This is a genomic window from Pseudomonas viridiflava, assembly GCF_003702045.1.
Taxonomy (GTDB): domain Bacteria; phylum Pseudomonadota; class Gammaproteobacteria; order Pseudomonadales; family Pseudomonadaceae; genus Aquipseudomonas; species Aquipseudomonas viridiflava_C.
Map to the genome: position 1 here is coordinate 195551 of NZ_RBTP01000048.1, position 11960 is coordinate 207510.

General features: G+C 59.3%; 11 protein-coding genes. 5 read left to right on the forward strand and 6 right to left on the reverse strand.

Annotated elements, in window-relative coordinates:
* Nucleotides 1–205: 205 nt before the first annotated feature.
* The gene (gene acnA, locus ALP40_RS15985; protein ID WP_122209191.1) at nt 206–2950 is read right to left on the reverse strand and encodes an aconitate hydratase AcnA; all 2745 of its coding nucleotides are present in this window, start codon (nt 2948–2950) and stop codon (nt 206–208) included.
* 191 nt (nt 2951–3141) lie between these two features.
* On the opposite strand from acnA, the gene rlmM reads away from it, so the two are divergent.
* The 3 genes from rlmM (at nt 3142) to pdxB (ending at nt 5742) form a co-directional block, all read left to right on the forward strand.
* Nucleotides 3142–4224 (forward strand): 23S rRNA (cytidine(2498)-2'-O)-methyltransferase RlmM, encoded by a 1083-nt coding sequence (gene rlmM, locus ALP40_RS15990; RefSeq protein ID WP_122209192.1) that lies wholly within the window; start codon nt 3142–3144, stop codon nt 4222–4224.
* A 50-nt stretch (nt 4225–4274) separates the two neighbouring features.
* Nucleotides 4275–4529 (forward strand): sulfurtransferase TusA, encoded by a 255-nt coding sequence (gene tusA, locus ALP40_RS15995; protein ID WP_122209193.1) that lies wholly within the window; start codon nt 4275–4277, stop codon nt 4527–4529.
* Between the two features lie 70 nt (nt 4530–4599).
* The gene (gene pdxB / locus ALP40_RS16000) at nt 4600–5742 is read left to right on the forward strand and encodes a 4-phosphoerythronate dehydrogenase PdxB (protein ID WP_122209194.1); all 1143 of its coding nucleotides are present in this window, start codon (nt 4600–4602) and stop codon (nt 5740–5742) included.
* 90 nt (nt 5743–5832) lie between these two features.
* Here pdxB and ALP40_RS16005 read toward each other — a convergent pair whose 3' ends face one another.
* A complete protein-coding gene (locus tag ALP40_RS16005) occupies nt 5833–6012 on the reverse strand; it encodes a PA1571 family protein (RefSeq protein ID WP_122209195.1) in 180 nt (59 codons plus the stop codon).
* Between the two features lie 290 nt (nt 6013–6302).
* On the opposite strand from ALP40_RS16005, the gene ALP40_RS16010 reads away from it, so the two are divergent.
* Nucleotides 6303–8081: an ABC transporter transmembrane domain-containing protein gene (locus ALP40_RS16010; RefSeq protein WP_122209196.1), complete on the forward strand. Its 1779-nt coding sequence runs from the start codon at nt 6303–6305 to the stop codon at nt 8079–8081.
* A gap of 54 nt (nt 8082–8135) precedes the next feature.
* Here the strand turns inward: ALP40_RS16010 and ALP40_RS16015 are convergent, their stop codons facing one another.
* Together ALP40_RS16015 and ALP40_RS16020 are read right to left on the reverse strand one after the other, a co-directional pair.
* The gene (locus ALP40_RS16015) at nt 8136–8417 is read right to left on the reverse strand and encodes a pyrimidine/purine nucleoside phosphorylase (RefSeq protein WP_122209197.1); all 282 of its coding nucleotides are present in this window, start codon (nt 8415–8417) and stop codon (nt 8136–8138) included.
* 142 nt (nt 8418–8559) lie between these two features.
* A complete protein-coding gene (locus ALP40_RS16020) occupies nt 8560–9102 on the reverse strand; it encodes an exonuclease domain-containing protein (RefSeq protein ID WP_122209198.1) in 543 nt (180 codons plus the stop codon).
* Nucleotides 9103–9371: 269 nt separating this feature from the next.
* On the opposite strand from ALP40_RS16020, the gene ALP40_RS16025 reads away from it, so the two are divergent.
* Nucleotides 9372–10199, forward strand: a complete 828-nt coding sequence (locus ALP40_RS16025) for an ABC transporter substrate-binding protein (protein ID WP_122209199.1) — start codon at nt 9372–9374, stop codon at nt 10197–10199.
* Nucleotides 10200–10250: 51 nt separating this feature from the next.
* Here ALP40_RS16025 and ALP40_RS16030 read toward each other — a convergent pair whose 3' ends face one another.
* Both ALP40_RS16030 and eat read right to left on the reverse strand, forming a co-directional pair.
* Nucleotides 10251–10418, reverse strand: a complete 168-nt coding sequence (locus ALP40_RS16030) for a DUF2897 family protein (protein ID WP_122209200.1) — start codon at nt 10416–10418, stop codon at nt 10251–10253.
* Between the two features lie 125 nt (nt 10419–10543).
* A complete protein-coding gene (eat, locus tag ALP40_RS16035) occupies nt 10544–11908 on the reverse strand; it encodes an ethanolamine permease (protein ID WP_122209201.1) in 1365 nt (454 codons plus the stop codon).
* Nucleotides 11909–11960: the final 52 nt, after the last annotated feature.

Genomic DNA, 11960 nt, shown 5'->3' on the forward strand with positions numbered 1-11960 from the left:
GAACGGGCTGAGCGCACAACGTTCTGCCCTCAGTGACTGAGCAAGCACTGGACGGCTTCCCCAATCTCAAGGCGACGTCGTAAGTTGGACGTGTTGTCGTCCACCAGAATCCGGTTCGGTCCGATTTTTCGCGTTTTGAGCGCAACAGGAGCGATAGCTTTTTAGGCGAAAGGCACTTGGGGGTTCCCAAGTGCCCTTGCAGCTGTCAGGACGCAATCAACTGCCGCAACACGTAGTGCAAAATGCCGCCGGATTTGAAGTACTCGACCTCATTGAGCGTATCGATGCGGCACAGCACATCGACCGATTCCTGGCTGCCGTCTTCACGGGTGATGTGCAGTTCAAGCCCCATGCCTGGACGGATATCGGCGTCGGTCAGCCCGGTAATCTTCAACGTTTCCTTACCGGTCAGGTTCAGACTTTTGCGGGTTTGTCCGTTTTTGAATTGCAGCGGCAACACGCCCATGCCGACCAGGTTGGAGCGGTGGATGCGCTCGAAGCTCTCGGCGATCACCGCCTTGACGCCCAGCAGGTTGGTGCCCTTTGCGGCCCAGTCGCGGCTGGAACCGGTGCCGTATTCCTGCCCGGCAATGATGACCAGTGGCGTGCCTTCCTGCTGATAGCGCATGGCTGCATCGTAGATCGCCAGCTTCTCGCCTGAGGGAACGTGGACCGTGTTGCCACCTTCCTCACCGCCGAGCATCTCGTTGCGGATCCGGATGTTGGCGAATGTGCCGCGCATCATGACTTCATGGTTGCCACGGCGTGAGCCGTAGGAGTTGAAATCCTGATAATCGACGCCTTTTTCTTTCAAATAGCGGCCCGCAGGACTGTCAGCCTTGATGTTGCCTGCAGGGGAGATGTGGTCAGTGGTCACCGAGTCGCCGAGCAGCGCCAGGACACGTGCGTTCTCGACATCCTTGATCTGTGGCAGAGGACCGCCGATGTCCTCGAAAAACGGCGGATGCTGGATGTAGGTCGAATCGTCCTGCCAGACATACGTCGCCGCTTGCGGCACTTCGATGGACTGCCACTGCTCGTCACCGGCGAACACTTCGGCGTATTCCTTATGGAACATGCTGGTGTTGACGCTTTCCACGGCTTCAGCGATTTCCTTCTGGGTCGGCCAAATGTCGCGCAGGTAGACCGGCTTGCCGTCCGAGCCTTCGCCCAGAGGTTCTGAGCTGATGTCGATGCGCACCGAGCCGGCCAGCGCATAGGCGACGACCAGGGGCGGGGAGGCCAGCCAGTTGGTCTTGACCAGCGGGTGAACGCGTCCTTCGAAGTTACGGTTGCCGGACAGCACCGACGCGACGGTCAGGTCAGACTGCTGGATGGCTTTCTCGATGGGCTCAAGCAATGGTCCTGAGTTACCGATGCAGGTGGTGCAGCCGTAGCCCACCAGATCGAAGCCCAACTTATCCAGATATTCGGTCAAACCTGCGGCTTTGTAATAGTCGGTGACGACTTTGGAGCCTGGGGCCAGTGAGCTTTTAACCCACGGCTTGCGCTGCAGGCCTTTTTCGACGGCTTTCTTGGCGACCAGTCCGGCCGCCATCATCACGCTCGGGTTGGAGGTGTTGGTGCAGGATGTGATGGCGGCGATGACCACGGCGCCATCCTTTAAACGATGCGTTTCGCCATTGTGCTCGTAAGAAATCTCGCCGCCGACCTGCGCATCGTTGCCTACCGCAACACCGCCGCCGCCTTCGCTCTCAAGGCGACCTTCTTCAGTCTTGGCAGGCTTGACCTGCAAACCGAGGAAGTCGCTGAACGCTTGCGCGACATTGGGTAGAGCCACCCGGTCCTGGGGACGTTTTGGCCCCGCAAGGCTTGCCTCCACAGTGCCCATGTCCAGTTCCAGGCTGTCGGTGAACACGGGTTCCTGACCCGCCACTCGCCACAGGCCCTGCGCCTTGCAATAGGCTTCAACCAGTTTCACGGTTTCATCCGGACGACCGGAAAGGCGCAGGTAATCCAGCGTCACGTCATCGACCGGGAAGAAGCCACACGTCGCGCCGTATTCCGGCGCCATGTTGGCGATGGTCGCACGGTCTGCCAGGGGCAGGTCGGCCAGACCGTCGCCATAGAACTCGACGAATTTGCCCACCACGCCTTTTTTGCGCAGCATCTGGGTCACGGTCAGCACCAGATCGGTGGCGGTGATGCCTTCCTTCAACTTGCCGTTGAGTTTGAAGCCGATAACTTCCGGAATCAGCATCGAGACGGGCTGGCCCAGCATGGCAGCCTCCGCTTCGATACCGCCAACCCCCCAGCCCAGCACTCCCAGACCATTGATCATGGTGGTGTGTGAATCGGTGCCCACCAGGGTGTCCGGGAATGCGTACGTGCGTCCGTCTTCCTCTTTGGTCCAGACCGTGCGGCCCAGGTATTCCAGGTTTACCTGATGGCAAATCCCGGTGCCCGGCGGCACCACGCTGAAATTGTCGAAGGCGCTCTGGCCCCAGCGCAGAAACGCATAGCGCTCACCGTTGCGCTGCATCTCGATATCGACGTTCTGCTCGAATGCCTGGGAATCGCCGAATTTGTCGACCATCACCGAGTGGTCGATTACCAGATCCACGGGCGACAGCGGATTGATGCGCTGTGGATCGCCACCGGCCTTGGCCACGGCGGCACGCATCGCTGCCAGATCGACCACCGCAGGCACACCGGTGAAGTCCTGCATCAGAACCCGGGCGGGGCGGTACTGAATTTCGCGGTCCGAGCGCCGGTCTTTCAGCCAGTCGGCGATGGCCTTGAGGTCGTCGCCGGTAACGGTCTTGTCGTCTTCCCAGCGCAGCAGGTTTTCCAACAGCACCTTGAGGGACATCGGCAGCTTATCCAGGTCACCCAATGAACGTGCAGCGTCCGGCAGGCTGAAGTAATGGTAGGTCTTGTTGTCGATGTCGAGTGTTTTCAGGCTTTTCAGGCTATCGAGGGAGGGCATGAACGGCTCCTTTTAGAATAATCTGTGAGCGACAAGTGGGCGGGGTCCGGGTGTATCAGGTCATGGACGCCGCGCGTGGCTTCAAGCTTAGTGGACTCCCGGCCCGCGCCAGTGGTTCCTGATTCCGTTATCATGCGCGGCTTTGAAGTCCGCCGGGTTACGCCCGCGCGTCCGCTGCCCCAGGAGTCACCATGAATACGCTGTTTATGCATTGCCGGCCCGGTTTCGAAAGCGAGGTTTGCTCGGAGATCGCCGACCATGCTGCGCGCCTGGACGTGGCCGGATACGCCAAGGCGCGACCCAATACGGCGTGTGCGGAGTTCATTTGCAGCGAGCCCGACGGGGCCGAACGGTTGATGAGTGGCCAGCGCTTCGATCAACTGATTTTCCCCAGGCAGTGGGCACGCGGCGTGTTTCTGGACCTGCCGGAAACCGACCGCATCAGCGTCATCCTCGGCCAGATGGTGGACTTCCCGGTCTGCGGCAGTCTGTGGCTGGAAGTGGTCGACACCAACGATGGCAAGGAGCTGTCGAATTTCTGCAAGAAGTTCGAAGTACCGCTGCGCAAGGCGCTGAGCCAGGCGGGCAAGCTGGTCGATGATGCTCGCAAGCCGCGACTGTTGTTGACCTTCAAGAGTGGCCGCGAGGTGTTTCTCGGGCTGGCTGATGCCGGGAACTCGGCAATGTGGCCGATGGGCATTCCGCGGTTGAAGTTCCCTCGCGAGGCGCCCAGCCGCTCGACGTTGAAGCTGGAGGAGGCCTGGCATCACTTCATTCCCAAGGATCAGTGGGAAGAGCGCCTGTCCGGCGACATGACCGGCGTTGATCTGGGCGCGGCGCCCGGTGGCTGGACCTATCAACTGGTGCGGCGCGGCATGCTGGTCACCGCCATCGATAATGGCCCGATGGCTGAGAGTCTTATGGACACTGGGCTGGTGCAGCACCTGATGGCCGACGGCTTTACCTACAAGCCTCGTCAGCCGGTGGACTGGATGGTCTGCGACATCGTTGAAAAACCTGCCCGTAATGCTGCATTACTGGAAACCTGGTTGGGCGAAGGGCTTTGCCGCGAAGCGGTGGTCAATCTCAAGCTGCCGATGAAACAGCGCTACGCTGAAGTGCGCCGTCTGCTGGACCGGATCGAGGAAGGTTTCAAAGAGCGTGGCGTTCGTGTATCGATCGGCTGCAAGCAGCTCTACCATGACCGTGAAGAAGTCACCTGCCATTTGCGTAGACTGGACATTGCCAAGACGGCTCGGCCGCGCAAGGGCTGACGCAACATCGTGAATTAGGCGACAATGCTCACCCGTTTCTGGAGCCCCTCATGTCTGAATCCATCGAAAGCCTCACCGTTGATGCCGTGCTGGATGCCACCGGACTCTTTTGCCCGGAGCCGGTAATGATGTTGCATCAAAAGGTGCGCGACCTGCCGGCTGGCGGCCTGCTCAAGGTGATTGCGACCGACCCGTCCACCACTCGCGACATCCCCAAGTTCTGCGTTTTTCTCGGCCATGAATTGATCGAACAACAGGCTGGCGACGGCACGTTTCTATACTGGATCCGCAAGAAGCAGGACTGAACGCTTTGCGCTGCCTCTTTCCCCTGTTCAGGCTGAGCAGGGGCCAATGTCCGCCTTCAGAGAGACCCTCATGCGCATTGTCGCCGACGAAAATATCCCCCTGCTCGACGCGTTTTTTGCCCATTTTGGGGAGATACGTCGTCTGCCAGGCCGCTCCATCGATCGTGCTGCCGTCGCTGATGCCGACATCCTGTTGGTGCGCTCTGTCACGCCCGTGACCCGCGAGCTGCTGGAAGGCAGTTCAGTGCGGTTTGTCGGGACCTGCACCATCGGCACCGATCATCTGGATCTGCCGTACTTTCTGGAAGCGGGCATCCAGTGGTCCAGCGCACCGGGCTGCAATGCGCGAGGCGTTGTGGACTACGTGTTGGGTAGCCTGCTCACGCTGGCGGAAATCGAAGGCGCCGACCTCACGCAGCGTACCTATGGCGTGGTCGGTGCCGGTCAGGTCGGCAGTCGTCTGGTCAAGGTCCTGAAAGGGCTGGGCTGGAAGGTCCTGGTCTGTGACCCTCCGCGCCAGGCTGCCGAGCACGGTGATTTCGTGACGCTTGAGGACATCGTTCAGCGTTGCGATGTGATCAGTGTGCATACGCCGCTTACCCGAAGCGGGGAGCAGCCGACCTGGCACCTGTTTGACGAGTCGCGTCTGCGTCAACTCAAACAGGGGGGCTGGCTGATCAACGCCAGCCGGGGGGCTGTGGTCGACAACGCGGCGCTGCGCGATGTGCTGCTTGATCGGGAGGATCTGCAGGCCGTGCTCGACGTGTGGGAAGGGGAGCCTCAGGTGAACGTGCCGCTGGCTGACCTCTGTGTGATCGCTACGCCGCACATCGCCGGTTACAGCCTGGATGGCAGGCAGCGCGGCACTGCGCAGATTTATCAGGCGTTGTGCGCGTTTCTGGATCAACCGGCGGCCATCCAGCTTGAGGATCTGTTGCCAAGGCCTTGGCTGGCCCACGTCACGCTGAATGCAGACACTGATCCGGTGTGGGCATTGAACATGCTGTGCCGGGGCGTTTATGACCCGCGTCGAGACGACGCCGATTTCAGGCGCAGTCTGGTGGGGGATACGCACAGCCAGCGTCTGGCCTTTGATGCGCTGCGCAAGCATTACCCGCCGCGCCGGGAAATCGACGGGCTGAAAGTAGGGCTGGACGGCCAGTCGCAAGCATTGACGACGATGATCCGCGCGCTGGGCGCTACGGTGGTCTAAACGCTTGGCGAGTTCAGTGGGGCGGGCGCTGGATCTGCTGGATAGAAAAAACCCGACGCTGGGGTCGGGTTCTAAAGCATTCGGTACGGCTCAGTTTTGTTTTTCGGGGCTGACCCACAGCTTGTCACATGCCTGACAAGCGGCTTGCACCATTTCTTCAGTGATCACGACTTCACGCCCATCCTGGTCGAGAATCGCACCGCCAACAGGCAGGTCCGGGTTCGCTCGAACGACAGTGACTTCATGACTGCTGCGCTCTTGCAGGCTCATGGTGTTTCTCCTTCATCAGGTTTGCACGTTAAAATAGCCGCGCTTGATGACCGCTCTGTGACATCGGTGGCCGCTCAGACGCTGTTTTAGTCCAACAGAAATACTGTAAATCTGCCAGCATTTGCTTAGATCGATCCTGTATAGGACTGTTGTAAAGCAGACATACCACATGACCCCTTTTCTGCCGCGCAAGTTCAGCGAATTTACAGACAGCCCCCGACGTTTTCGTCGCGTCAGGGGTGTACGCTGACGGCTCGGTCACTCCAGACGTACAGGTAGGTTCGGTTTTCATGATTTCAGTGTTTTCCCGTCGTCAGCGTCACGCCGTTCGTCTGGCAATGGGCTTCATCGCGCCTTATCGATGGCAGGCGTTGGGTGCGCTGCTGGCGCTCATTGTCACCGCAGGCGTCACCTTGTCGATGGGGCAGGGCATCAAGCTGATGGTCGACCAAGGGTTCATGACCCGGTCACCGGAGTTGCTGGAGCGCTCCATTGGCCTGTTCATGCTGCTCACGATCTGCCTGGCCATCGGTACGTTCACCCGGTTCTATCTGGTTTCATGGATCGGCGAGCGCGTTGTGGCGGACCTGCGCAAAAGGGTCTTCGATCATCTGATCGAATTGCACCCCGGCTTTTATGAGAACAACCGCAGTTCGGAAATCCAGTCGCGACTGACCGCTGACACCACCTTGCTGCAATCGGTGATCGGCTCGTCATTGTCAATGTTCTTGCGCAACGCGTTGATGGTGATCGGCGGTGTGGTCTTGCTGTTCGTGACCAATCCCAAGCTGACCAGCATTGTGGTCGTTGCCCTGCCATTGATCATTGCGCCCATTCTGATGTTCGGCAGGCGCGTGCGCAGCCTGTCTCGCGAAAGTCAGGACCGGGTGGCTGATGTCGGCAGCTATGTGGCCGAGGCGTTGGGCCAGATCAAGACGGTTCAAGCCTACAACCATCAGCAGCAGGATAAGCAGCGTTTTTCCCGTACGGCGGAGCAGGCCTTCGACACGGCTCGCAAGCGGATTTTGCAGCGCTCCTGGCTGGTCACTGTGGTGATCGTGCTGGTGCTGGGTGCAGTCGCCGTTATGCTGTGGGTGGGCGGGATGGACGTGATCAGCGGCCGTATCTCCAGTGGCGAACTGGCCGCCTTCGTGTTTTATGCACTGGTGGTCGGGATGGCCATCGGGACCTTGAGCGAAGTGATCGGTGAGCTACAGCGTGCAGCGGGTGCCGCCGAGCGGATCAGTGAGTTGCTTCAGGCCAGGAGTGAAATCACGGCGCCGGCCCTCGATACCCAGCGCTTGCCTGCACGGGTGACCGGACGACTGGTATTGGAGAACGTCAGCTTTGCCTACCCGTCGCGCCCTGAGCGCAATGCGGTCGATCACCTGTCACTGACCGTCGACGCGGGCGAAACCCTGGCTATCGTGGGGCCGTCGGGGGCTGGCAAGTCGACGCTCTTTGACCTCCTGCTGCGCTTCTATGATCCTCAGCAGGGCCGTGTGCTGCTGGAGGGCATGCCGATTGCCCAGCTTGATCCCGTTGATCTGCGTCGTTGCTTTGCCTTCGTTTCGCAGTCGCCTGCGCTGTTTTTCGGCAGCGTCGAAGACAACATTCGCTATGGAAACGCTGAGGCGACCTCGGAGCAGGTTCAGGCGGCGGCGCGCATCGCTCATGCCCATGAGTTCATTCTGGACATGGCCGACGGCTACCAGACTCACCTCGGGGATGGCGGCACGGGACTGTCGGGCGGACAGCGCCAGCGTCTGGCTATCGCCCGGGCTTTGTTGGTGGATGCACCCATTTTGCTGCTGGACGAGGCCACCAGTGCGCTGGACGCGCAAAGCGAGCATCTTATTCAGGAGGCGCTGCCGAGCTTGATGAAAGGCCGCACTACACTGGTGATCGCTCACAGGCTGGCCACGGTACAGAATGCCGATCGGATTGCGGTCATGGACAAAGGCCGCCTGGTGGCTGTCGGAACGCACAAGCAGTTGATCGCCAGTAATCCGCTTTACGCGAGACTGGCAGCGTTGCAGTTCAATGTGGGAATGGAGGAGGCGGGGTAGGGCTCGCTTTCGTACGCAAGTCAGTGGGAGGACAACCCCTCCCACCTGAGTCTGTCAGCGGTATTCACACAGATAGGCGGTATCTACGCTGACCTTGAGCTGGAACTTGCTGTTGGCGGGTACGTTGAACTGGCTACCGGTGGCGAAGGTTTCCCAGTCGGTGCTGTCTGGAAGTTTTACGCTCAGTTCGCCCGAAATCACGTGCATGATTTCTCGTTGTGCCGTGCCGAATTCGTATTCGCCCGCCGCCATCACGCCGATGGTTGCCTGACCTTCGGTCTGACTGAACGCGATGGATTTGACGGTGCCGTCGAAGTATTCATTCACTTTGAACATGGGCGATTCCTTATCAAGGGGGTTAAAAGAGGCTTGCCAGTATGCCCAACCTGTAAAATCTCGTCACTCATAATGCAGCACTCCCCTTTCCAAGTGATTAATACCAAATGATGGGCTCGCTCTTTTCCCGATGACTCTGCATTCAGTTGTGCAAGATCAGTGGAAGCAGTCTGGCCGTGTTGCGGGCATCAACCAGTGCGCGGTGTTGCTGTCCGGTAAACTGCATGCCCGCCAGTTGCAACGCGTTGTTCAGCCCGACAGGGCGCTGAAGTTGCCGGGCCTGTGCAAAGCGCTGTTTCAGGTTGACATAGGGCATGTCGGACAGTGCGCTGGTCAATTGATGTTGACGCCATTCTTCTTCGAGCTGCTTGCGGTCGTAATCCCCCCAACTTGCCCAGCCGACGACCCGAGCGCGATGGTGGCTGAGCCAGCGTTCGAACAACGGCCATACGCTCGAAAACGAGCTGGCGCTGTTGATGTTGCTTTGTGAGATATGGGTCAGCTCACGGCAGAAGTGCGTCAGCAGGGGTCTGCGAACCGGACGTACGAAGCGTTCGAAATGATCCAGCTCCCGACCGTCCTGATTGACCAGTGTCGCGCCTATTTCAATGACTTCCATTTCCGCGACCGGCCAACCCCCTTCTTCAGTGGTTGCCTCAAGATCAATCACCAGCCAATGCGGCATTATCAAGCTCCCTTCAGTGTGCATTGTGTCGAGCGTAGCCATATACGGTCGGCTGTGCCCGGTTGTCTCGTCAGCCGGTAGTCCCAGGGCGGCGTGGAGGTATTGCCAGCCTTTACATCGACCCTTGAATACGGTGTTGGTGCCTTGCCTGGATCCGTGAAGTGTCTCTTGAGAACCCGATCACTGAATCGATACTTGTTCGCTGATTCGGGAGTTGTTTAAAACATCGAAACCGCATAGCGTGTGGGGTTTTAATCGATGTCGTTTTTATGAAGAAACATGCAGTGATGATCGATGTGTTTGCACGCAGGGCTGCTCTGGGGACGTTTCTGGTCATGTCTTTGCTGTCGGCCTCGCAGGCCGCCGCTGTCCAGATCGTACGCGTCGCCGCCGTGCATTTCCCGCCTTATATGGTGCGTCCCGAGAAAGGCGAAGACGCAGGTCTTCTGCCGCAGTTGGTCACGGCATTGAATACCGAGCAGCATGACTATCAATTCATCATGGTGCCCACCTCCGTGCCGCGCAGGTTTCGCGATTTTGCCGAAGGGCGTTTCGATGTGGCGATCTTTGAAAACCCTGATTGGGGCTGGAAGGGTATCGCTCACGAAACCGTAGACATGGGGCTTGAAGATGCCGAGGTTTACGTCGCTCGCCGGACAGAGGGGCGTCGGCAGGACTATTTCGATGACTTGCATAACAAGCGACTGGCGATTTTCAGCGGGTATCATTACGGGTTCGCCAACTTCAACGCCGACCCGAAGTACCTGGCTGAGCATTTCAACATCACTTCCACCTATTCACACGACAGCAACCTGCTGATGGTGATAAGAGGGCGGGCCGACGTCGCGCCTATCACACGTTCTTATCTGATTGACTTCATGTCTCGGAACAAGGAAGAAGCTTCGCAATTGCTGGTGTCCGAGCGTGTGGACCAGATCTATCGGCAGTACGCCCTGATGCGTCCGGAGGGCGCTATCAACGGAGCGCAGTTCAGTCGGTTGCTGCAAAAGCTGCGTGAGGGCGGGGCGCTGGATACGATCTTCCAGCCTTTGAACATCAAGGTAGTGCCGCTTCAGGCTGAAGCGGCGATCCAATAGCGGCATTCAAGAACGCGGGCGAGAGGCTTGATCGCCATCGCCCCGGTGATGTCAGCGATCCTTGGCTTCCTTCGCGTCCATTTCTGCATTGCGTTCATGAACGCGCTTGAGTTGATCTTCGGTCAGCGGCACCTTTTTTGCTGTATCGCGCAGCATCATCAGGCCACCCGCGATTGAACCGATTGCAACCAACAGGATTAACCAGGCATACCAGGGCATAACGCACTCCTTCTTGTGATACCGGTTTGAGCAGCGGCGCGGCCCAATGGTTCAAGTGTAGGCGTCATGCAAACGCCGCGTGCGACCGAATCGCATGCGGCGCTGGACAGCGCGATGTGGTCCTGTCAGCGGCCGGTGAGCATTGCGTCCGCAGGTGCGTCGGCGCGCGACTTGGCGGTCAGGCTGAAGTAGATGAAGCTGATGGCCATGAGGCCGAGGAAGATGAGGCCGATCAGCATGTTGAACCAGACCATCGCGATCAGGCATACCACGGCCAATGCCAGCGCAATGCCAGGCACGACCGGGTAGCCGGGTGCAAGGAACGAGCGCTCCAGCAGGGGCTCCGCCTTACGCAGTTTGAACAGGCTGAGCATGCTCATGATGTACATCACGATAGCGCCGAACACAGCCATCGTGATCATCGCCGCCGTCAACGTCATGCCGCCAAGGTTGATCAGCCCATCACTGTAGATGGCGGCAATGCCGATCAGGCCGCCTGCAATGATGGCTCGGTGTGGCGTCTGGAAACGCGACAGTTTGGCGAGTGATGCAGGCAGATAGCCGGCGCGGGCCAGGGCGAAGAACTGACGCGAGTAGCCCAGAATGATCCCGTGGAAACTGGCTACCAGGCCGAACAGGCCGATCCACACCAGCATGTGCAGCCAGCCCGAACTGTCACCCACCACGGCTTTCATCGCTTGGGGCAGAGGATCGTTGATGTTGGCCAGCGTGCGCCAGTCGCCCACGCCACCGGCAAACAGCATCACGCCCAGCGCCAGGGTGACCAGCGTCAGAATGCCGCTGATGTAGGCTTTTGGAATGGTGCGCTTGGGGTCCTTGGCTTCTTCTGCCGCCATTGCTGCGCCTTCGATGGCCAGGAAGAACCAGATGGCGAAGGGAATGGCCGCGAACATCCCGGTGATGGCCTCAGGGCCGAATGTCTGCGAGCCTGCCCAGCCATTGAGGGCAAAATTGCTGAAGCTGAAGGCCGGTGCCACCACGCCCATGAACACCAGCAATTCGGCCACGGCCAGAATGCACACCACCAGTTCGAAGGTGGCCGCCAGCTTAACGCCCATGATGTTAAGGGCCATGAACACGATGTAGGCGCCCACGGCCGCATGCTTGGGATCAAGCCCTGGATATTGCACGTTGAGGTACGCCCCGATCGCCAGCGCAATGGCCGGGGGCGCGAACACGAATTCAATCAGCGTCGCCATGCCGGCGATCAGCCCGCCTTTCTCTCCGAATGCACGACGGCTGTAGGCAAACGGGCCGCCGGCGTGGGGAATGGCGGTGGTCAGTTCGGTGAAACTGAAGATGAAGCAGGTGTACATGGTGGCAACCATCAGCGCTGTTACCAGAAAACCCAGCGTGCCTGCCACGCCCCAGCCGTAGCTCCAGCCGAAGTATTCGCCGGAGATCACCAGCCCGACCGCGATCCCCCATAAATGCAGCGTGCCCAGCGTGGGCTTGAGTTGAGTGCTCATCGTTGTCTCCCTGAGGTTCGAAGTTCTTCGAAACATCCTGTTGCAGAGCCCG

Excerpts from the sequence above, each read along its gene's own strand:
- acnA (WP_122209191.1), bottom strand. The coding sequence starts at position 2,950 with ATGCCCTCCCTCGATAGCCTGAAAAGCCTGAAAACACTCGACATCGAC.
- rlmM (WP_122209192.1), top strand. The coding sequence starts at position 3,142 with ATGAATACGCTGTTTATGCATTGCCGGCCCGGTTTCGAAAGCGAGGTT.
- tusA (WP_122209193.1), top strand. The coding sequence starts at position 4,275 with ATGTCTGAATCCATCGAAAGCCTCACCGTTGATGCCGTGCTGGATGCC.
- pdxB (WP_122209194.1), top strand. The coding sequence starts at position 4,600 with ATGCGCATTGTCGCCGACGAAAATATCCCCCTGCTCGACGCGTTTTTT.
- ALP40_RS16005 (WP_122209195.1), bottom strand. The coding sequence starts at position 6,012 with ATGAGCCTGCAAGAGCGCAGCAGTCATGAAGTCACTGTCGTTCGAGCG.
- ALP40_RS16010 (WP_122209196.1), top strand. The coding sequence starts at position 6,303 with ATGATTTCAGTGTTTTCCCGTCGTCAGCGTCACGCCGTTCGTCTGGCA.
- ALP40_RS16015 (WP_122209197.1), bottom strand. The coding sequence starts at position 8,417 with ATGTTCAAAGTGAATGAATACTTCGACGGCACCGTCAAATCCATCGCG.
- ALP40_RS16020 (WP_122209198.1), bottom strand. The coding sequence starts at position 9,102 with ATGCCGCATTGGCTGGTGATTGATCTTGAGGCAACCACTGAAGAAGGG.
- ALP40_RS16025 (WP_122209199.1), top strand. The coding sequence starts at position 9,372 with ATGAAGAAACATGCAGTGATGATCGATGTGTTTGCACGCAGGGCTGCT.
- ALP40_RS16030 (WP_122209200.1), bottom strand. The coding sequence starts at position 10,418 with ATGCCCTGGTATGCCTGGTTAATCCTGTTGGTTGCAATCGGTTCAATC.
- eat (WP_122209201.1), bottom strand. The coding sequence starts at position 11,908 with ATGAGCACTCAACTCAAGCCCACGCTGGGCACGCTGCATTTATGGGGG.